Genomic DNA, 20,576 nt, shown 5'->3' with positions numbered 1-20,576 from the left:
GAGGGATGCCGACCACCAAGATCGAGACCCCGCTGGCCGATCCGCTGTTCGAGCGGGAGGTCGCCAAGCAGCTGAGCTTCTGGTGGCGCCGCCAGGGCGTCGGGTTCGACCACGTGCTCACCCGCTTCGCCGAGCTCTCGGGCGACCGGGTCTTCAGCGGCCCGTTCCCGCTCGGCGGCAGCGGCGCACAGACCGGAGAGCCCGGGTCCCAGCTCTTCGCCCTCGTCACCTGCGTGGTCTCGCGCGAGCGCGACCACGCCTTCCGCCGCAGCTACGCGCTCGCCGTCCGCGCGCTGCTGGCGACCCGAATCCCGGCCGACCGGATCTTCGTCTCGTTCGATCCGGTCGACCCCGCCGACCACTTCACGCCGGGCACCGCCTGGGCCGAGCCCTCCGAGGAGAACCAGTGACCACCACCTCCGGTACCGACACCCTGCGCGACCCGCTCCGGGCGGCCCTCGCCGCCCTGCTCGACCACCCGCTGGACCCGGCCGACGACGAGGCCTCGCTCGCCGACCTGGCGCCCGAGCGCTACGACAGCCTCGGCGTGCTGGACGCGGTCGGCCTGGTCGAGCGGGACTTCGGCGTCTCGGTCGACCTGGTCGTGGACGACCTGCGCTCGACCTTCTTCAGCGTGGCCTCGATCGCCGCGCTGGTGGACCGCAAGCGGCGGGACGCCGCCGTGCTCGGGATGCTGTCGTGACGGTCTGCCAGGAACCGGTGCCCGGCGCGGTGCCGGGCCCGGCACCGGCCGAGCTGGAGTTCGCCACCTCGGGCTCGACCGGCGAGCCGCAGCGCTGGCTGCGCACCCTGGCCCAGGTCGACGCCGAGACCGAGCTGCTGATCGGCCTCTGCGCGGACGAGAGCGCGGACCAGGGCGTGGACGGCGTGCTGTCCTTCGCCCCGCCGCGCCACCTGTACGGGCACCTGATGAGCCTCGCCCTGCCGCGCCGGCTCGAAGTGCCCTGCCTGCAGGCCGGGTTGACCGCACCGCTGGCCCGGACGGTGGCCCGCTGGCGCCGGCCGCTGATCGCCGCGGTGCCCGCCGCCTTCGCGGTGCTGGGCCGGTGCCTGCCCGAGCTGGCCGGGGCCGAACGGATCACGCTGGTGCACAGCAGCGCCGTACTGCCGCCCGCCGGGCTGAAGCTGCTCGCCGACCTCGGCGAACGGGCCCGGCTGGTCGAGCTGTTCGGCTCCACCGAGACCGGCCTGATCGCCACCCGGCCCGGTGGCACCGAGGACTGGACCCTGGCCGCCGACACCCGGTTCGCGATGGACTCCGAGTCGGACCAACTGCGGGTCAGCAGCCCCCGGTTGGCCCGCCGCCCGGACGGACCGCCGCCGACCGCCACCACCACCGGCGACCTGGTGACGGTGCTGAACGGGCGGACCTTCCGCTGGCGCGGCCGGAGCAACCGGCTGGTCAAGGTCAACGGCGTCCGGGTCGGCCTGGACCGGGTGGCCGCCCGCCTCTCCGAGGCCGTCCCCGGCGTGCCGATCAGCTGCCGGGCCGAGCCGGACCCGCTGCGCGGCGAGTGGTTCACCGTGCACGCCGGGACGGACGACCCCCGGGTGCTGGCCGAACTCGCCGCCGCCGTCCGGGCCCTGCCCGCCGCCGAGCGGCCGCGCGCCCTCCTCCCGCTCCCACCCGACGGAAGGTCCCGATGACCGACACCACCGCGGCCCTGCGCACCCTGGCCCGCGAGGCCACCAGGCTCCCGCACTTCGAGCACAAGTACCGCCAGGTCGACCTGGACGGCGACTTCGACGTCACCACCCTCCCCGAGATGACCAGGGAGGACGTCACCGCCGCCGCCGCCCAGGCCGCCGTCCGGCGCCCCAGGAACGGTTCGGCCTACCTGTTCACCAGCGGCGGCAGCACCGCCGAGCCGAAGCTGGCCTGGATCCCGACCGAGATGCACCTGGGGCGGCTGACCGAGCACTGGCAGCCGCTCGGCCCCACCGACGTGCTGGCCAACCTGGCCAGCCCGGGCCGGCTCTGGTCCGCGCACTACTGCTACAACCGGCTGGCCGAGCTGGCCGGCGCCGACGTGATCGGGCTCGGCTACGTGGCCGACGAGGAGCTCGGCCAGTGGCTGGACTTCCTCACCCGGCACGGCACCACGGCGGTGGCGGGCACGCCCTCGCAGCTGCTGCGGATCCTGCGGTTCTGCGAGGAGACCGGCCACCCGTTCGCCGCCACGCTGCGGGCCGGCATCTGGTTCGGCGAGCCGTGCGACCCGCAACTGCCGGAGCTGCGCGACCGGGTGGCCCCCGGCTTCGGGCTCTGGGGCAACTACGGCTCCACCGAGACCTGGGTGATCGGGCACAACGGGCCAAGCTGCCCGACCGACACCTTCCACCAGCTCCCTTACCAGCACGTCGAGTTGGTGGACGGGGCGGTCCTGGTGAGCACCCTGCACCCGGGCGCGGTGGCCCCGGTGCTGCGCTACCGGATCGGCGACCGGGCCGAGCGGGTGGAGTGCCCGTGCGGCCGGCCCGGCCCGGCGCTGCGGATCGCCGGCCGGGAGAGCTCGCTGGTGAAGTTCGCCGGGACGCTGGTCAGCCCGCAGCAACTGGTGCAGATCGCCCAGGAGTTGCCCGGGGTGAAGGAGGCCCAGGTGGTGCTCGCCGGAGCCGCCGGGATGGCCGAGCGGATGGAGGTCCGGGTGGTCGGCGACGCCGACCTGGAGACCGTCCGCACCCACCTGCTGGCCTCGCAGATCGACCTCGGCTTCGCCCTGCGCGGCGACGAGGAGGAGTTCACGGTCACCCGGGTGGACGCCAGGTCCGCCAACCCGCGCACCGGCAAGACCCCGGACCTGCTCTGGACGGACGCCTGATGCTCGCCCAGGACCGGCCGCTGACCGTCCCGCCCGCCCTGCTGCTGCCGCTGGCCGAGCGCCGCCGGCTGCTCGACACGGGCGGGCTCGACCCCGCCGCCCACCGGGCCGCCCTGCTGGAGCACGTCCGCCGGGCCGACCCGCAGGTGCGGGCCTTCACCGACTGGCGTCCGGACGACCTGGCGCCGGTCCCGGACCGGATCTCGGTCAGCTACAAGGACACCATCCACGTGGCGGGCCGCCCCACCCGGCTGGGCATCCGCAGCGGCTACCGGGACTACCCGGTCGAATCCGCCGAGGTGGCCGCCCGGCTGGAGCGCCAGGGGCTGCACTGCGTCGGCAAGGTGACCACCACCGAGTGCGCCCTCGGCACCGCCAAGCCGAGCCGCAACCCGCGCTACCCGCACGTCTCGACCGCCGGGTCCTCCTGCGGCTCGGCGGTCTCGGTGGCGGCCGGATTCTGCGACGTCTCGGTCGGCAGCGACTCCGGCGGATCGCTGCGCTGGCCCGCGATCTACTGCGGGGTGACGGCCCTGCGGCTCACCCCGCAACCGGAGCTGCTGGCCGGGGTGCACGCCGTCTCGCCGAACATGGAGTCGGTCGGCCTGGTCACCAGGACCGCCGCCGACCTCGGTTGGCTCTGGCGGCAGCACCGACTGGCGGACTGCCTGGGCCTGCCGGCCGCCGAGGTGCCCGAGCAGCTCAGGTACGCCGTGGCCGCACCCCCGGGCGAGCCGCTGCACCCGCAGGTCGGGGGCGTGCTCGCGGCGCTCCGGCACGCCCTGGCCGAGCGCGGCCACCTGCCGGTCGCGGTCGAACTGGACCAGGTCTGGGCGCTGCGGGCCCCGGCCGGCGAGCTGCTGGCCCGGGACGCGTACGACAGCTACGCCCACGTACTGGACGCCCCCGGGGTCGAGGTCGGCCCGGACACGCTGGCCGCGATCCGGCGCGGCGCGGGCACCACCTACGCCCGGCACGCCGAGCTGACGGCCGGTCAGGACCGGGCGCAGGCGCTGCTCACGGCACTGCTGACCGAGCAGCTGGACATCCTGGTGCTGCCGCTGGAGGCGGGCCTGCCCGACCTGGTCGGCGTACCGGCGGCACCCACGCTGAGCCGGGGCGAGCCGGTCCTGATCGCCAACTACGCCCGGCTGCCGGTGCTGGCGGTCCCGCTCGCGGTCAGTGAGCAGGACTCCCCGCTGGGCGTCCAGGTCCTGGCCGCACCCGGCGCCGACGACCTGCTGGTCGCGGTCGCCGAGATCCTGGAGCAGCTGGCCGGGTCGATCACCCCCTCGATCACCCCCTCGATGAGACGGACGGCTAACGCATGACCACTTCACAGACCGAACCCGAGGCGGTGGTGCTGCTCGGCGCGATGCTGGGCGGCCGCTACCCGGAGCTGGTCCCGGCCGCGCTCCGCCGGGGGCTGACGGTGCTGGGCATCGACGCGGACACCCCGCGCGCCCGGCGCTTCGACCAGGCCCGCCGGGAGCAGCCGGAGCACCCGCTGGCGGGCATCGCCGAGCTGGCCTGGCTGCCCGGCGACCGGCACGAGGAGATCGTGCAGCAGGTGCTCGGCTGGGCGGAGGGCCGCCGGATCGCGGCGGTGGTCCCGTTCGGCGAGGACTACGTCGAGGCGACCGCGCTGGTGGCCGACCTGCTCGGCCTTCCGGCCCCCGGGCTGCGGGCGGCCCGGGTCTGCCGCAACAAGCTGCTCCAGCGCCGCTACCTGGCCGACTGGAGCCCGCGCTCGGTGCTGCTGCCCGCCGGTGCGCACGCGAGCCGGGCGGAGGACTGGACCCACTTCCCTGCCGTGCTCAAGCCCTTGGACGGGCAGGCCAGTTGGGGTGTGGAGCGGGTGGACGGCGGGCCGGAGCTGGCCGCCGCCCTGGCCGAGCGCGACCCGGCCGAGGCGCTGCTGGTCGAGGAGCTGGCGCTCGGGCACGAGGTCTCGGTGGAGTCCCTGGTGCAGTACGGCGAGCCGGTGTTCGCCGCGATCACCGGCAAGCGCACCAACGAGGGCGCCGACGGCGAGGCCCGCTGGTTCGTCGAGCTCGGCCACACCGTCCCGGACCCGGAGTTCGACCAGGCCGGCCGGGAGGCCCTGCTGGCCGTCAACGCCGAGGTGCTGGCCCGGCTCGACTTCCAGGACGGCATCGCGCACGCCGAGTACCGGGTCGCGCCCGACGGCACCGTCCGGCTGATGGAGATCGCGGCCCGGGCCGGCGGCGACAACATCCTGACGCTCTACCACCTGGCCACCGGCGCCCCGCTGGAGGAGGCGGTGCTCACCGTCGCGCTCGGCGAGCCGACCGAGTACCCGCAGCCGCGCCGGTTCGTCCGGCAGGTCTACCCCGAGCACACCCCCGGCGTGCTGAAGGACGTCACCGCACCCGGCCTCGGCACCGAGGTCAGCTGGCTGGCCGAGCGCTGGATGTGGCCCGCCGTCAAACCGCTGGGCGCGCACGACCCGGCCGCCGTCCACATGATCGTGGCCGGCCGGGCCAAGGGCGACGAGCTGGCCCCGATCCGGGCCTCCTCCGACCGCTCCGCGATGTACGTCATCGACGCCCCGACCCCCGCCGAACTCGACGCCGTGCAGGCCAGGGTGGACGCGGCGCTGACCGTGGAGGTCGAACCCCGTGGCTGAGTCCCTGCGCGGTCTGGTCCGGGAGCGGCTCGACCCGCTCCGCCCGCCCGGCTACCGGCGGATCGCCGCCGCGATGCTGGTCACCAACGTCGGCAACGGCATGCAGTTCATCGCCAACTGCCTGCTGGTGCTGCAGATGACCGACAGCCCCCGGGCGGTGGCCCTGGTGCTGCTCACCGCGGCCATCCCCGGCGTCTTCTTCGGCCCGCTGATCGGGGTGGCGATCGACCGGTTCGAGCGCCGCTGGGTGTTCGTCTGCGCCGACGTGGTCTCGGTGCTCACCCTGGCGGTCACCGTCACCCTCCAGGGCACCGGGCACCTGGAGACCTGGCACGTCTTCGTGATGGTCTTCATCCTCGGCCTGACCGAGTCCACCGCCGTGCCCACCGGGACCACGATGGTGCGCGAGATCGTCCCGGTGCAGAAGCTGCTGGCGGCGAACGCCACCACCGGCGTCGCGGTCCAGATCGGCAACGTGATCGGCACCGCCTTCGGCGGCTTCCTGATCGCCGCCTCCTCGGTCACCTGGGTGCTGGCGATCAACCTGGTCTCCTTCACCGCCTCGGCGCTGTTCGTGGCCGGGGTGAAGAGCAAGCGGGTGATCACCAAGAGCACCGGCGAAGGCTGGCGCGAGCAGGTGCGCAGCGCCGCCGCCGGCTTCACCTACCTGCGCACGCACCCGGCCACACTGCCCTCGTACACCATGCTGCTGGTGCTGTTCGCGGTGCTCTACATGATGAACACCCTGGTCGCGCCGTACGCCGAGACCGTGCTCGACGTCGGGGCCAGCGGCCTCGGCTTCATCGACGCGATGTTCGCGGTCGGGGCGATCCTCGGCGGGCTGGTGCTGCCGCTGCTGACCGCGCGGTTCAACCGGGACCGGCTGGCCTGCTACGGGCTGATCGGGATGGGGCTGACCCTGATCCTGCTCTGGCAGGCCGACGGGCTGGCCGAGCCGATGGTGTTCTACGCCCTGGCCGGCATCAACTTCCAGGCGTTCTACATCTTCCGCACCCGGGTCCAGGAGCAGGTGCCGGTCGACATCCAGGGCCGGGTGATGGCGCTGCTGATCACCACGGTCGGGATCTGCCGGATGGGCGTGTACATCGTGCTCGCCGCCTTCGTCTCCACCCTGACGCTGCGGCTGATCTACCTGTTCTGCGGCATCGCGGTGCTGGTGCTCGGCATCGTGATGACCACCAGCACGATCGTGCGGCGGGTCGAGTCCCGGGCGCCCGAGGTCGAACCGGAGCCCGAGCTCGCGCCGGTCGAGGCGGGAAGGCAGGCCGACCATGTCTGAGCGACGCCCCGCCCTGCTGCTGATCGGCGGCCTGGCCGTGGCCTGGAACCAGCGCTGGCTGGCGGCCGCCCGGGACCGCGGCCTGGAGCTGCTGGTGCTGGACGCACCCGGGCCGCACGCCGCCACCCTGCTGGCCGGCCGGGCCACCCCCGGCCACCCGCTGGCCGACGTGGTCGAGGCCGACCTGGTCCCGGCCGAGGACCTGGCCGGGCTGGCCGACCGGGCGGCGGCCTGGGCGCTGGAGCACGACATCCGCGCGGTCTGCTGCCTGCGCGAGGAGTACGTCGAGGGCACCGCGCTGGTGGCCGACCTGCTCGGGCTGCGCTCGCCCGGGCTGCGGGCGGCCCGGGTCTGCCGCAACAAGCTGCTCCAGCGCCGCTACCTGGCCGACTGGAGCCCGGTCTCCGCGCTGGTCCCCGCGACCGGGCGGACCGAGCTGGCGGCCGGCTGGGACGCCTTCCCCCTGGTGGTCAAACCCGTTGGCAGGCTGGCCAGTTCGGGTGTCCGGCTGGTGGCGGACCGGGCCGAGCTGCTGGACAGTCTGACCGCCTACGAGCCGGACGAGACGCTGCTGTTCGAGCAGCGGGCCGAGGGCCCCGAGTACTCGGTCGAATCGCTCAGCCTGCACGGCGAGGTGCAGTACCTGGGCACCACCGAGAAGCGCACCACCGAGGTGGTCGGCGACTACTTCGTCGAGATGGGCCACACCACCCCGGCGCCCGGCCTGGACGGGCCGACCCGGGAGCGGCTGTACGCGGTGCACCGGGCGGTGCTGGCCCGGCTGCGGTTCGACACCGGGATGGCGCACGCCGAGTACCGGATCGGCCCGGACGGGCGGATCGTCCTGATCGAGATCGCCGCCCGGCCGCCCGGCGACAGCATCATGGCGCTGCACTGGCTGGCCACCCTGGCGCCGCTGGAGGACGCGGTGGTGGCGGTGGCGCTCGGCGAACGCCCGGAGCCGGTCCGGCCGAGCCGGTACGCCCGCCAGGTGTACCTGCCGCACGAGCCGGGCGTGCTGGCCGGGTTGGCGGTCGCGCCGGAGCTGGCGGCCGTACCGCAGTGGTTCGACCCGGCCCTGGTCCGGGCCCAGGTGGCCCGCTGCGGGGAGCCCGACGCCCCGTCGGCGCTGCGCTGCGTGGTGGCGCTCAAGCCCGCCGGGACCGTGCTGCACCCGATCCGGCAGTCGGGCGACCGGGCCGCGATGTTCGTGGTGGACGCGGCCACCCCCGAGGCGCTCGACCGGATCGAGGAGCGCTGCCTCGCGGCGATCACCCTGCAGACCCGGGCCTGACCGCACCCGACCCAGCCCGCCCAGAGCCCGACCAGACCCCGAGACCCGAACGGACGGCACCCGACTATGTCAGCACTGTTCACCGCCGAGGCGGCGCCCGCGCCGGAGGCGGGGTGGCCCGCGTCGCGGGCCGTGGCGGAGGTCACCGCCCGGCTGCGCGAACTGCCGCCGCTGGTGGGCCTGGAGGACTGCCTGGAGCTGCGCCGCCGGCTGGCCGAGGTGGCGGCCGGCCGGGCCCAGCTGGTGCAGGGCGGCGACTGCGCCGAGCTGTTCGCCGAGGTGTCCGACCACACCGTGCTCCGCAAGGCCGCCCAACTCGGCGAGCTGGCCGACCTGGTGGCGGCCGGCACCGGGCGGCCGACGGTGGCGGTCGGCCGGATCGCCGGGCAGTTCGCCAAGCCCAGGTCACAGCCGTTCGAGCCGGGCCCGCTCGGCGAGAGCCTGCCGGTCTACCGGGGCGACGCCGTCAACAGCCCACTGCCGACGGCGGAGGCGCGGGTGCCCGACCCGGAGCGGCTGCTCACCGCGTACCGGCTCTCGGCCGAGATCCAGCGCCGGCTGACCGAGCACGCGGCCGACGGCCGACGGGTGTTCAGCAGCCACGAGGCGCTGCTGCTGGACTACGAACTCCCGCTCACCCGCGGCCTGGGCGAGCTGCGGCACAACAGCTCCGGCCACCTGCTCTGGATCGGTGAGCGCACCCGGCAGCCGGACGGCCGGCACGTGGCGGCGCTGGCCGGCACCGCCAACCCGGTGGCGGTCAAGCTCGGCCCCGGCACCACCGCCGAGGACCTGGCCGCCCTGGCCGCCGTGCTCGACCCGGAGCGCACCCCGGGCCGGCTCTCGTTCGTGCTGCGGTTCGGTGCCGACCGGGTCGAGGCGGTGCTGCCCGGCCTGGTCCGGGCCGCCGCCGAGGCCGGGGTGCGGCCCGCCTGGATCTGCGACCCGATGCACGGAAACACCGAACGCGGCGCGGGCGGACGGAAGATCAGACGGATGACCAAGGTGCTGGCCGAGGTCCGCGCCTTCGCCCGGGTGCTCCGCAGCCTCGGCGAACACCCCGGCGGCATCCACCTGGAGCTCACCCCGGACGACGTGACCGAGTGCGTCTCCGACCACCGCGCCACCCACGACGCCGTCGACCAGCCCCGCTACTGGACCGCCTGCGACCCCCGGCTGAACCCCGGTCAGGCCAGGCTCGCGGTCGCCACCTTCACCGAGGAGGCGGCGTGATCCACCTCGGCACCGGGGAGCTGAACCCCGCGACGGTCGCCCGGCTGTCGGCCGGACCGCTCACCGAACCGGTCGGCCTTGACCCGGTGACGGCGGACCGGATCGACCGCGCGGTCGGCCTGCGCGACCGGCTGGTCGCCTCCGGGCAGCCGCTGTACGGGGTCACCACCGGCTTCGGTGACCGCAACATCGGCCAGATCTCCGCCGCCAAGGCCGCCGAGCTCCAGCACAACCTGGTCCGGTACCACCTGGTCGGCAGCGGCCCGGTGGCCCCCGACGCGGTGGTGCGGGCCACCATGCTGATCCGGGCCAACTGCCTGGCCCGGGGCTGGTCCGGGGCCCGCCGCGAGGTGGTCGCGCTGCTGCTGGACTGCCTCCGGCACGACCTGCTGCCGATCGTGCCCGAACGCGGCTCGGTCGGCGCCAGCGGCGACCTGGTGCCGCTCTGCTACCTGGCCGCGCTGCTGATCGGCGAGGGCACCGCCAGGTACCGGGGCGAGGAGCGGCCGGCCGCCGAGGCACTGGCGGAGGCCGGGCTGCGGCCGCTGGTGCTCCAGCCCAAGGAGGCACTGGCGCTGATCAACGGCACCTCCTTCATGTCCGGCTTCGCGGTGCTGGCGGCCGCCGAGGCCCGCCGGCTGGCCGAAGCGGCCGAGGCCTGCACCGCGCTGGCGGTCGAGGTGCTGCTCGGCAACCGGGACCACTACCACCCGGTGATCCACCGGCAGAAGCCGCACCCGGGCCAGGTCAGGTCCGCCGCCCGGATCCGGCAGCTGCTGGAGGGCTCCGGCCTGGCCCGCGACCACGCCCAGGTGGTGCACGCCAACGGCGAGGCGGGGGAGGCCGGTTACCGCCGGCTGGACCACCCGATCCAGGACCGCTACTCGGTCCGCTGCGCCCCGCAGGTGATCGGCGTGCTGCACGACGCGCTGGACTGGGTGGACCCCTGGCTGGACACCGAGATCAACTCCACCAACGACAACCCGCTGCTGGACGCCGACACCGGCCTGATCCACAACGGCGGCAACTTCTACGGCGGCCACGTCGGGCTGGCGATGGACGCGCTGCGGGTCGCGGTGGCCAGCGTCGGCGACCTGCTGGACCGTCAGCTCGCCTGCGTGGTGGACGAGAAGTTCAGCAACGGGCTGACCGCGGGCCTGACCGCGCCGACCGCGGACGGCGACCGGGAGGCGGGCCTGCACCACGGCTTCAAGGGCGCCCAGATCGCCTGCTCGGCCCTGGTCGCGGAGGCGCTCTCGCTGGGCATGCCCGCCACCGCCTTCTCCCGCTCCACCGAGGCGCACAACCAGGACAAGGTCAGCATGGCCACCATCGGCGCCCGGCACACCAGGACGGTCAACGGCCTGGTCTTCGAGGCGGCGGCGATCCAGCTCGCGGCGCTCTGCCAGGCGGCCGACCTGCGCGGCGCCGAGCGGCTCGCCCCGGGCACCGCGGCCGTGTACCGGCTGGTCCGCCGCCATGTCGCCTTCCTGGCGGCCGACCGCCGACTGGACGTCGAAGTCGCTTCGCTGGCCCGGGCGTTGCAGGACGGGGCGCTCGAAGCGGCGGTACCGGACCGGATCGAGGAGGAGAGCCATGTCTGAGGTGCTGTACTGCCGGGCGGCCGACCTGCGTGCTTCGGGTACTGCGGCCGTGTACTGGCTGGGTTGCCACCATATTGCCCTCCTGGCAAGGGTGTTGGAGGACGGGGCGGTACCGGACCGGATCGAGGAGGAGAGCCATGTCTGAGGTGGTGGACGCCGCGACGGCGTACTTCGGGGCCGCCGGTCCTGCCGGCCCGGCCGAGCTGCCGGAGCTGCTGGCCCTGACGCTGCGGGAGCGGCTGGACCAGCTGGCGTCGGGCGGGCTCGCACTGGCCGAGTGGAACGAGGCCGCCGACGCCTGGGGCCGGGAGGCGGACGGCCGCTACCGGGCCTGCGCCGAGCTCCGGCCCGGCGGGCCCGGGGCGGCCCCGCTGCGGCTCGGGGTGAAGGACACCGTGGACGTGGCCGGCTTCGCCACCCGGCTCGGGCTGCGCCGCTACCGGCACCACCCGGCCCGGAGCGCGGCGGTGCTGGCCGGCGGCCACGGGCTGGCCACGGTGGCCAAGCTGGTCACCACCGAGCTGAACATCGGCATCGGGTCCGGCTGCGAGAACCCCTGGTTCCCGCTGATCGACCCGGCCGGCTCCAGCACCGGCTGCGGGGTCGCCGTCGCCGCCGGGATCTGCGACCTGGCGCTCGGCACCGACGTGCTCGGCTCGGTGCGCTGGCCGTCCGGGCGCTGCGGGGTGGTGGGCCTGCGGATGACCCACGACCCGGCTGCCGTCCGGGGGATGCTCCCGCTCAGCCCGTCGATGGACGCCCCCGGCTGGGTGGCCAGGACGGCGGAGGACCTGGCGCTGCTGGCCGAGCTGTCCGGCCTGCCGATCCCGCGCGCCGAGCGGCACCGGGGCCTGCGGATCGGCGTGGTGGCCGAGGTGGCCGAGGGCGGCGCGGAGCCGGAGATCCTGGACGCGCTGAAGGCGGCGGGGGAGATCTTCGCTGCTGCCGGGCACCGGGTGGCCACCGCCCGTCTCGGTGCGCCGTGGGGACTGCGCGGCGCCGCCTGGGAGTTGTGCGCCCGGGAGGCGTGGGAGGGCAGCCTGGTCTGGGACGGGCGGATCGCCGAGGAGCTGTCGGAGTCCACCCGCAGGGCGGTGGACTCCGGCGCGGCGGTCGACGGCGGCCGCCACCGGGAGATCGCCGCCCTGATGGCCCGGACCAGGGCCGGGGTCGGCGAGCTGTTCGCCGATGCGGGAGTCGACGTCTGGCTGCTGCCGCTGGACCCGGACGTCCCGCGCCCGCGCGGAGCGACCCGGGCCGCCTCCTCGCTGGTCACCCCGGGCCACCGGGACTACGACCGGGAGATCGGCTACACCCCGGTGGCCAGCTTCGCCGGCCTGCCCGCGCTGACCTTCCCGGTCGGGCGCTCGGCGGACGGCGTGGCGCCGCTGGCGATGCAGCTGGTCGGCCGGCCCGGCGCGGAGGGGATGCTGATCGGCCTGGCCCGGGAGGCCGGCCGGGCGGTCGGGGTGGTCGGCCGCCCGCAGTGACTGCCGCCCCACGGGCTCGACCGGGCCGGCGGCAAAGCCCGGTGCGGAGGGGAAGCTGACCGGCCCGGCACAGTGGCGGCTGGTCCGGTGGTGGCAGTCGGCCGGACCCGCCGGGCCGGTCGCCGCGACCGCCGGGCCTACGGGCCCAACTGCTGCTGCAGCAGCCGTAGTTCGGCGGCCCGGCCCGGGTGCATCCGGGAGAACAGCGCCAGCCCCCGGTCGATGTGCTCCAGCGCGGCCGGCCGGTCGCCCGCGTCCCCGGCCAGCCGGGCCAGGCCCTCGAAGGCGACGCCCTGGTCGAACCGCAGCTCCAGTTCGGTGGCCAGCCGCAGGGCCCGCTCGTGGCAGTCCCGGGCCACCTCGGGCGAGCCCTGGCTGCGGTGGATCGAGCCGATCAGGTTGAGCGTCTGGCTCTCCAGGTCCCGGCTGCCGATCTCCCGGGCCAGCACCAAGGCCTCCCGGGCCCAGCCGAGTGCGGCGGCCTGGTCGCCGGTGTGGTGCAGGAAGTCGCCGAACGCCCAGCGGGTGCGGGCCTCCACCTCGCGCGCGCCCAGCTCCCGGGTCCGGGCCAGGGCCTGCTCCAGGCAGGACCAGGCCTCCTCGGCATGGCCGAGCCGGGAGTGCACCCAGCCGACGTTGAGCAGGTCCACCGCCTCGCGGAACGGGTTGTCCAGGCCCCGGCTCAGCTCCAGCGCCTGCCGGTGGTACGCCAACGCCTGCCGGTAGTCGGCCAGGTAGCCGTACACCACCCCGATGTTGCCGAGCACCGCCGCCTGGTCGCGGGCCGCGCCCAGCTGCTCGAAGATGGCCAGCGCCTCCCGGTACTGCGCCAGCACCTCGGGGTAGTCGCCGCGCAGCAGGCCGACGTGCCCGAGCGTCCACAGCGTCCTGGCCTCGCCGTACCGGTCGCCGGTGGTCCGGCACAGCTCCAGCGCGGTGCGCAGCGCCCGTCCGGCCTGTTCGTAGTGGCCGAGCGCCCGGTGCGCCAGGCCCAGGTTGGTCTGCACCTCGGCCTGGCCGTGCAGGTCGTCGGTGGCCCGGGCGGCGTCCAGGGCGTGCTGATAGCCGGTCAGGGCGTCCTCGGCGTAGCCGTTGCGGACCAGCAGCGGGCCGACCGCGACGGCCAGCCGCCAGGTCTGCTCCAGGTCGCTGCCGGACGGGACGCCGGCCAGCAGCGCGACGATGTTGGCCCGCTCGGCCGCCAGCATGTCGGCCGCGTCGGCCACCGTCCGCAGGCCGGGGATCGCGCTCGGCACCTCCCGGGCCGGGGCGGCGGGCAGCCCGGGGTCGGAGAGGTCGGCGACGCTGCGGGCCAGGTTGAGGTAGTGCTGCCGGAGCCGGCGCAGCGCCTCCTCGCGGCCGGCCTGCTGCTCCTCGTGCTCGGCCTTGGTGAGCGCGTACTGCCGGATCAGGTCGTGGAAGTAGTAGCGGCCGACTGTGTGCTGGCTGAGCAGGTGGGTGTCGAAGAGCTCCTCCAGCAGCACCTCTGCCTCGGCCACGGTGGAGCCGGTCAGCACGGCCGCGCTGACGGCGTCGAAGTCGTGGCCGGGGTGCAGCCCGAGCAGCCGGAACAACCGCTGCTGCGGCTCGTCGAGTTGGACGTACGAGACCTCGAAGGCGGCGGCCACGCTGCGGTCGCCCGCCACCAGCTCGGCCAGCCGGCGCTGCCGGTCGCGCAGCCGGTGGGCCAGGTGGGACACGCTCCAGGCGGAGCGGTGGCGCAGCCGGGAGGCGGCGATCCGGATGGCCAGCGGCAGGCAGCCGCAGAGCGCGACCACGTCGCGGACCGCCGCGTCCTGACCGGCCGTCCGCTCGGCGCCGACGATGCGGACGAAGAGGTCGACGGCGTCCTCGGGTGCGAGCACCTCCAGGGACAGGTTGACGGCGCTGTCCAGCGCCGCGAGTCTTCGCCGGCTGGTGATCAGCACCAGTGCGTGGCCGGTGCCGGGCAGCAGCGGGCGGACGTGCCCGACGTCGAGCGCGTTGTCCAGCACCACCAGGACCCGCTGGTTGGCGAGTGCGGCGCGCCAGGCGGCGGCGCGCTGGTCCAGGCCGTCGGGGATGCCCTCGGGGGTGACGCCGACGTAGCGCAGCAGGCGGTCGAGCGCGGCGGCCGGGGTGATCGGCTCCTGGCCGGGGGTGTGGCCGTGCAGGTCGATGAAGAGCTGGCCGTCCGGGTAGCGGTCGGCCAGTGCGTGCGCGGCCCGGACGGCCAGCGTGGTCTTGCCGATCCCGGCCATGCCGTCCACGGCGGTGACCACCAGGGTGGCGCTCTCGTCCCGTCCGGCCAGCGTGACCAGCCGGTCCAGCTCGTCGCTGCGACCGGTGAAGTCGGTGACGTCGTACGGCAGGAAGCGGCGCTGGTGGGCCCGGAAGACGCCGTCGGCGGCCCGGCCCGGTCCGGCGGGGGCGGTCTGCTCGACCGCGGCGGGCCGGTCCAGGGCGGGGTCGCAGCGCAGGATCTGCTCGTGCAGCAGCCGGAGTTCGGCCCGGGTGTCCAGGCCGAGGTCGGCGGCCAGCAGGTCCCGGCCCTGGGCGTAGACCTCCAGCGCGTCGGCCTGTCGGCCGGAGCGGTGCAGCGCGAGCATCAGCTGACGGCGGAACGGGTCCCGGAGCGGGTGGGTGGCGACCAGTTCGGAGAGGCCGGCCACCAGGGCGCCGGCCTCGTCGGAGTCCAGGCGGAGGTCGAACAGCCGCTCCATCGCGGTGAGTCGCTTCTCGTCCAGCTTGTCGGCGGCGATCCGCACCGCCCGGCCGTCCAGCCCGGCCAGCGCCGGGCCCTCCCAGAGCGCCAGCCCCTCGGTCAGGGCGGCGACGGCCTCGGCCCGGCGGCCGGCTGCGCGGGCGGTCTCGGCCGAGCGGACCAGGGCGCGGAAGCGGTGCGCGTCGACCCGTTCACGTCCGTGCGGGACACTGCTCAACTCGGCCCGGTAGCCCCGGCCGTCGGTGCGGATCAGCTCGCGCAGCGGTCCGAGGCAGCGGCGCAGGGCGGCGATCGCGTTGTGCACCTGCCGCCGGGCGGTGTCCGGCGGGGCGTCGTCCCACAGCGTGTCGACCAGGGTGTCGAACGGGACCACCCGGTCCGCGTCCAGCACCAGGACGGCCAGCACCTTCTCCTGTCGAGGGCCGTTCAGGTCCAGCTGGCGCCCGCCGAGATGGACGCGCAGCGGACCGAGGACCTCGATGCCCCACTCCTCGTTCATCACGAGCGCACAGTCTTTCGAGTAGCGGTGGGCAAGTGAGGCCATGTATATCAGCACTCAATAACACCGCTCCGGCAAATCCTCGGACCCGGTGGCAGGAAGTGGCCAGGACGTCGTCAGGTCGACGTCGGGGGAAGGCGCGGCGGACAGTTGACGGATGATCAGGAAACGGCCGGGGCCGAGCGCGGATTCCGGCGTACGGTACTGCTGTTGGGGGCGGTGCTGCTGTTCGCCCTGGTGGCCCAACTCCCGCCCGGCCAGGGCGGATCGGCGCCGGGTTCGCGGGCCCGGGAATTGGCCGGAATGATCTGGCCGCAGGGGTGGAATCTGTTCGACGACGGGCAGTACGCGCCGGAGACGGTGGCCTACCTGGCCGGTCCCGGGGGCTGGACCGAGGCGATGCTGACCCCGCACGGCAGGCCGGGCAGCGGATGGGGCATGAACAAGTCAGATCGTACCCAGATCAAAGAGATCGAGGCCCTGACGGCCTTGCTCCGGCCCGATTCCTGGCTCCGCTGCGAGGCGGCGGAGCTCGACGACTGCCACTGGCCCGACACCGGTGCCCCCGGCGCCCCCGCACCCCGGCCGCTGGACAACCCGGCGGCCCGGCCCACCCTCTGCGGGGAGGTGGCGCTGACCCGGGAGAGGCTGGCGCGCTGGGGGAGCGGGCAGGCGGGGCAGTGGTGGATCGAGGCGGCCGTCCTGCTCCGGGTGAGCTGCTCGTGAGCGGCCGGTCGCCCGGCCCGCGCACGGACTGGACCCGCCGGCTGTACGACCGGGCCGCCGCCGGGGCCGCCGGGTACGCGCCCGGACCGGCGATCGCGGTCGGCCGCTCGCTGCTCGCCCTGGTCCAACTGGCCACCCTGCTCGGCACACCCGACGCGGCGCTGTTCGCCGCCGGCGGGTACGGCCCGGTCGGCCCCCGCTGCGACGGCGTCCGGGCCCTCGGACTGTGGTGCCTGGGCCCCGCGGACGGCACCCTGACGGTGCACCGGCTGCTGGCGGCGGTCGGCCTGGCCGTGGTGCTCTCCGGCTTCCTGCCCCGCTGGACCTGCCTGCTGCACTGGTACCTGACCTTCTCCCTCGGCGCCGCGACCGGCCTGGCCGACGCCGGGGACGCGGCGGCCCGGATCGCCACCCTGCTGCTGGTCCCGGTCCTGCTCGGCGACACCCGGCGCTGGCACTGGCGCCGCCGCCCCGACGCCCTGCCGCCGCTCTGGCGCGGGGCCGGCCACGCGGCCCAACTCCTACTCCGGCTCCAGGTCCTGATCGTCTACCTGAACGCCGCCCTGTCCAAGCTGGCCGACCCGGTCTGGCGGCAGGGGACGGCGATGTACTACTGGCTGCACAGCCACTACTGGGGCGCCACGCCGGGGCTGCGCCCCTTCGTCGACCCGGTGCTGGATCACGGCTGGTCGGTGCGGGCGCTGAGCTGGTCGGTGATCGGGCTCGAACTGGCCCTGGCCGCCTGCATGGTGGCACCGCCCCGGCTGCGCCGCGCGGCGCTGCCCGGAGCCGTCCTGCTGCACGGCGGGATCGTGCTGCTGATGGGGCTGTTCGGCTTCGGGTTCACCATGATCGCGCTGGTGCTGCTCGCCTGCGCGGGCACCGGATCGGGTGAATCAAGGCGGCGTTCCCAGCGCCGATGCACAACCGATGTAACCAGGGCCCAGACTGAGGGACGGTCGAGTGCGGCTCGTGCAGGGGCGGACCGACCGTGGCGTGAAGCCCATGGAACGAAGGGGGAGGATTCACTGTGAAGCCGACCAGAATCGCACTGTTCGTCGCCGCACTGGTGGCTGTCGTTGCCGTCGTCGCGCAGCCGGCCCAGAGCGCACCGGCCAAGCCCGGCCCGGTCGCCGAGGCCGCAACCGGCGGCTGCCCGTCGCTCGGACCTTGCTAGAAAGGGGAGTTCGGATGTCTCGTCTCGTGGTGGTGTCCGGCGGCGGCAGCGGAATCGGCCTGGCGATCGCCGGGCACTTCGCCGCCGCCGGTGACGACGTGCTGATCCTCGGGCGCAGGGCCGCGACCCTGGCCGCGGCCGCCGACGCCGTCAACGCCGAACTGGACGCCAAGCGGGTCACCCACCTCGCGGCCGACCTGAGCGATGTCCAGGAGGTCGAGCGGGTCGCCGCCCACGTCGCCGGAACCGGTGACACGGTGGACGTGCTGGTGAACAACGCGGGCGGCTTCTACGGGCTGGACCAGCCGGACACCCTGGAGGGCTACGCCGCCCAGTGGCGGGCCAACTTCGAGGGCAACGTGCTGCCGACCGTGCTGCTGACCGAGGCGCTGCTCCCGCAGCTGACCCGGCCGGGCGCCCGGATCGTCACGCTGTCCTCGATCGCCGCGCTGCGCGGCCCGGGCACCTACGGCGGCGCGAAGGCGGCGTTGCACCCGTGGAACGCCGAACAGGCCACCGCGCTGGGGCCGGAGGGCATCACGGCCAACATCATCGCGCCGGGCTACATCGAGGAGACCGAGTTCTTCGGCGACCGGATGACGCCGGCGGGCCACGCCGCCCGGGTGTCCCAGACCCTGGTCGGCAAGGCCGGCCGAGCCGCCGAGATCGCGGCCATGGCCGGGTACCTGGCCTCGCCGGAGGCGGGCTTCGTCACCGGCCAGATCCTCCAGATCAACGGCGGCGCCCTGCTCGGCCGGGGCTGACCGGACCACCACCCGGCCCGCCCCGTGCCCACCGCACGGGGCGAGCCGACGGGTGTCAACGATGCGTCAGGACCGCGCCGGTGCGCGTCAGGATCGCGTATGACCGGCGGGCGGCAGCGGGCCGGGCGGCCAGGATCGGGGCACAGAGCCGAGGGGCACAGCCCCGATCCACGGAGGTACGTCCATGTCCGGTGCCACCCAGGCGCAGCCGACCGCCACGGCCGAACCGGAGCCCCCTGATACCGGAGCCACCGGTGCCGGAGCCGCTGACAGCCGAGTCGCCACGGACGCCGGGCACCCCCGGGACCGGCTGACCGCACTCGGCGGCCTGGCGGCGCTCTCGCTGGACGCGATGGCCTCGGTGGCGTACGGCCCCGAGTCGATCGTGCTGGTGCTGGCCGCCGCGGGCTCGTACGGGCTCGGCTTCACGCTGCCGGTGACGATCGCGATCGCGGTGCTGCTGGCCGTGTTGGTGGCGTCCTACCGCCAGGTGATCGCGGCCTTCCCGGACGGCGGCGGCTCGTACGCGGTGGCCAAGGCGCACCTGGGCCGCCGGACGGCGCTCACCGCCGCCGCCTCGCTGGTGGTCGACTACGTCCTGAACGTCGCCGTCTCGGTGACGGCCGGGGTGGCCGCGCTGACCTCCGCCTTCCCGTCCCTCTACGGGGACCGGGTCTGGCTCTGCCTCGGCGTGCTGGCGCTGGTGACCGCCGTCAACCTGCGCGGGATCGCCGAGTCCGCGCGGTGGTTCATGGCGCCGACGGCCGTCTTCGTCGGCTCGATCCTGGTGATCATCGTGGTCGGGCTGTTCCGGGACGCCCCCGCCTCGGTCGAGGCGGCCGCGGGCCACGCCTCGGTGCTGACGGACAACGTCACCGCGGTCGGCGCGCTGCTGCTGCTGAAGGCCTTCGCGGCGGGCTGCTCGGCGCTCACCGGCGTCGAGGCGGTGGCCAACGCGGTGCCCTCGTTCCGGGCTCCGTCGGCGAAGCGGGCGCAGCACACCGAGGTGGCGCTGGGGGCGCTGCTGGGGGTGATGCTGATCGGGCTGGCGGTGCTGATCGGCCGGTTCCAGCTCCAGCCGGTCGAAGGGGTCACCGTGCTGGCGCAGTTGGCGGATGCCTCGCTCGGCCACGGCTTCGGCTTCTACCTGGTGCAGTTCGCCACCGTGGTGCTGCTCGGCCTGGCCGCCAACACCTCCTTCGGCGGGCTCCCGGTGCTGCTGCGCCTGCTGGCCCGGGACAACCACCTGCCGCACGTCTTCGCGCTGCGGGCCGACCACCAGGTGCACCGGCACGGGGTGCTGTTCCTGGCCGCGGTCTCGGCCGGGCTGCTGGTCGGCTCGGGCGGTGACGTGAACAGCCTGGTACCGCTGTTCGCGATCGGCGTCTTCGTCGGCTTCACGATCTGTCAGGTCGGCATGGTGAGGCACTGGCGCGCGGCGGGCGAGCCCGCCCGGGCGCTGCTGAACGGCTTCGGCGCGCTGCTCACCGGCGTGGCGGCGGTCGTGGTCACCGGCACCAAGTTCACCGAGGGCGCCTGGGGCATCTGCCTGGCGCTGCCGCTGCTGGTGCTGCTGTTCGAGGCGGTGCACCGCAGCTACGCCCGGATCGGTACCCGGCTCGAACTCGGCCGGGCACCGGGGCCGGTGACCCGGCAGCCGTCCCTGGTGGTGGTCCCGGTCACCGCGATCACCCGGCTCACCCGGGACGCGCTCTGCGCCGCCGTCTCGCTCGGCGACGAGGTGCTGGCCGTCACGGTCGTGCCCGCCGACCCCGACCGGGAGGACCGGGCGGCCGCCGAGGCCCTGCGCCGGGACTGGGAGCTGTGGGGCCCGGGCGTCCCGCTGGTGGAGCTCCCCGACGCGCATCGCCGCCTCGGCGCACCGCTGGCCGGGTACGTGAACGGGCTCGGGGCCGATCGCCGGGTCACCGTGCTGATCCCCGAGGTCGAGCCGGCCCGGGTCTGGCAGCGGGCGCTGCAGAACCAGCGCGGCGCCGTGATCGACCGGGCGCTGCGCCGCCGCACCGACGCCGTGGTCTGCCGGCTCCGACTGCGGATGGAGGCGGAAAAATGACCGGAATGTACCGGATGAACCGAATCCGCGTACGGACCTTGACGATCCCTTAACGCCCGGGCCGAAGCGGCCGGAACAGCCCCCGAAACCCCGTCCGACCTGCACTGATGCCGGGTCCGACGGGGATTTCGGCCTGCCTTGACCGGGCGCCCGGGCGACTTACGCTCACCCCTGTGTTCAATCTGCCCCAGGCGCTGAAGCGCCTCGTGATCGGCCGG

Annotated in this window: 18 protein-coding genes; 17 read left to right on the top strand and 1 reads right to left on the bottom strand. The window is 74.8% G+C overall.

Annotated features, from left to right (window positions below):
* The first annotated feature begins 5 nt into the window (after nt 1-5).
* The 12 genes from ABT118_RS17655 to ABT118_RS17600 all read left to right on the top strand — a co-directional run bounded on the left by ABT118_RS17655 (nt 6) and on the right by ABT118_RS17600 (nt 12,414).
* Complete coding sequence (locus tag ABT118_RS17655; protein WP_350669441.1) at nt 6-410, top strand: hypothetical protein; 405 nt, start codon at nt 6-8, stop codon at nt 408-410.
* A complete protein-coding gene (locus ABT118_RS17650; protein WP_350669440.1) occupies nt 407-703 on the top strand; it encodes a hypothetical protein in 297 nt (98 codons plus the stop codon). Before ABT118_RS17655 ends, ABT118_RS17650 begins: the two co-directional genes overlap by 4 nt.
* Nucleotides 700-1,668, top strand: coding sequence for an AMP-binding protein (locus ABT118_RS17645; protein WP_350669439.1), 969 nt, complete (start codon nt 700-702; stop codon nt 1,666-1,668). Before ABT118_RS17650 ends, ABT118_RS17645 begins: the two co-directional genes overlap by 4 nt.
* Nucleotides 1,665-2,843, top strand: coding sequence for a phenylacetate--CoA ligase family protein (locus ABT118_RS17640; protein WP_350669438.1), 1,179 nt, complete (start codon nt 1,665-1,667; stop codon nt 2,841-2,843). Before ABT118_RS17645 ends, ABT118_RS17640 begins: the two co-directional genes overlap by 4 nt.
* A complete protein-coding gene (locus ABT118_RS17635; protein WP_350669437.1) occupies nt 2,843-4,174 on the top strand; it encodes an amidase family protein in 1,332 nt (443 codons plus the stop codon). Before ABT118_RS17640 ends, ABT118_RS17635 begins: the two co-directional genes overlap by 1 nt.
* Nucleotides 4,171-5,493: an ATP-grasp domain-containing protein gene (locus ABT118_RS17630; protein WP_350669436.1), complete on the top strand. Its 1,323-nt coding sequence runs from the start codon at nt 4,171-4,173 to the stop codon at nt 5,491-5,493. Before ABT118_RS17635 ends, ABT118_RS17630 begins: the two co-directional genes overlap by 4 nt.
* The gene (locus ABT118_RS17625) at nt 5,486-6,793 is read left to right on the top strand and encodes an MFS transporter (RefSeq protein ID WP_350669435.1); all 1,308 of its coding nucleotides are present in this window, start codon (nt 5,486-5,488) and stop codon (nt 6,791-6,793) included. The genes ABT118_RS17630 and ABT118_RS17625 overlap by 8 nt, the downstream gene beginning before the upstream one ends.
* On the top strand, nt 6,786-8,087 hold the full coding sequence (locus ABT118_RS17620) for an ATP-grasp domain-containing protein (RefSeq protein WP_350669434.1): 1,302 nt from the start codon (nt 6,786-6,788) through the stop codon (nt 8,085-8,087). Before ABT118_RS17625 ends, ABT118_RS17620 begins: the two co-directional genes overlap by 8 nt.
* 66 nt (nt 8,088-8,153) lie before the next feature.
* Nucleotides 8,154-9,320 (top strand): 3-deoxy-7-phosphoheptulonate synthase, encoded by a 1,167-nt coding sequence (locus ABT118_RS17615; protein WP_350669433.1) that lies wholly within the window; start codon nt 8,154-8,156, stop codon nt 9,318-9,320.
* Entirely contained in the window at nt 9,317-10,924 is a 1,608-nt protein-coding gene (locus tag ABT118_RS17610) for an aromatic amino acid lyase (RefSeq protein ID WP_350669432.1), read from the top strand. The genes ABT118_RS17615 and ABT118_RS17610 overlap by 4 nt, the downstream gene beginning before the upstream one ends.
* Nucleotides 10,917-11,069: a hypothetical protein gene (locus tag ABT118_RS17605; protein WP_350669431.1), complete on the top strand. Its 153-nt coding sequence runs from the start codon at nt 10,917-10,919 to the stop codon at nt 11,067-11,069. Before ABT118_RS17610 ends, ABT118_RS17605 begins: the two co-directional genes overlap by 8 nt.
* The gene (locus tag ABT118_RS17600) at nt 11,062-12,414 is read left to right on the top strand and encodes an amidase family protein (protein ID WP_350669430.1); all 1,353 of its coding nucleotides are present in this window, start codon (nt 11,062-11,064) and stop codon (nt 12,412-12,414) included. The genes ABT118_RS17605 and ABT118_RS17600 overlap by 8 nt, the downstream gene beginning before the upstream one ends.
* Nucleotides 12,415-12,551: 137 nt before the next feature.
* Here ABT118_RS17600 and ABT118_RS17595 read toward each other — a convergent pair whose 3' ends face one another.
* Entirely contained in the window at nt 12,552-15,617 is a 3,066-nt protein-coding gene (locus ABT118_RS17595; RefSeq protein WP_350669674.1) for an AfsR/SARP family transcriptional regulator, read from the bottom strand.
* Nucleotides 15,618-15,767: 150 nt separating this feature from the next.
* Between ABT118_RS17595 and ABT118_RS17590 the strand changes: the two genes are divergently transcribed.
* The 5 genes from ABT118_RS17590 (at nt 15,768) to ABT118_RS17570 (ending at nt 20,358) form a co-directional block, all read left to right on the top strand.
* A complete protein-coding gene (locus tag ABT118_RS17590; protein ID WP_350669429.1) occupies nt 15,768-16,343 on the top strand; it encodes a hypothetical protein in 576 nt (191 codons plus the stop codon).
* Entirely contained in the window at nt 16,340-17,377 is a 1,038-nt protein-coding gene (locus tag ABT118_RS17585) for a sporulation-delaying protein SdpB family protein (RefSeq protein ID WP_350669428.1), read from the top strand. The genes ABT118_RS17590 and ABT118_RS17585 overlap by 4 nt, the downstream gene beginning before the upstream one ends.
* Entirely contained in the window at nt 17,374-17,520 is a 147-nt protein-coding gene (locus ABT118_RS17580) for a hypothetical protein (RefSeq protein ID WP_350669427.1), read from the top strand. The genes ABT118_RS17585 and ABT118_RS17580 overlap by 4 nt, the downstream gene beginning before the upstream one ends.
* Before the next feature lie 14 nt (nt 17,521-17,534).
* Nucleotides 17,535-18,284 carry an SDR family NAD(P)-dependent oxidoreductase gene (locus ABT118_RS17575; protein ID WP_350669426.1) on the top strand — a complete coding sequence of 250 codons (750 nt, stop codon included), beginning with the start codon at nt 17,535-17,537 and terminating at the stop codon, nt 18,282-18,284.
* A 184-nt stretch (nt 18,285-18,468) separates the two neighbouring features.
* Nucleotides 18,469-20,358 carry an APC family permease gene (locus ABT118_RS17570; RefSeq protein ID WP_350669425.1) on the top strand — a complete coding sequence of 630 codons (1,890 nt, stop codon included), beginning with the start codon at nt 18,469-18,471 and terminating at the stop codon, nt 20,356-20,358.
* Nucleotides 20,359-20,576: the final 218 nt, after the last annotated feature.

It is taken from the genome of Kitasatospora sp. NPDC002040, from assembly GCF_040296785.1.
Taxonomy (GTDB): Bacteria; Actinomycetota; Actinomycetes; order Streptomycetales; family Streptomycetaceae; genus Kitasatospora.
This window is presented reverse-complemented; position numbering and strand designations above follow the sequence as displayed.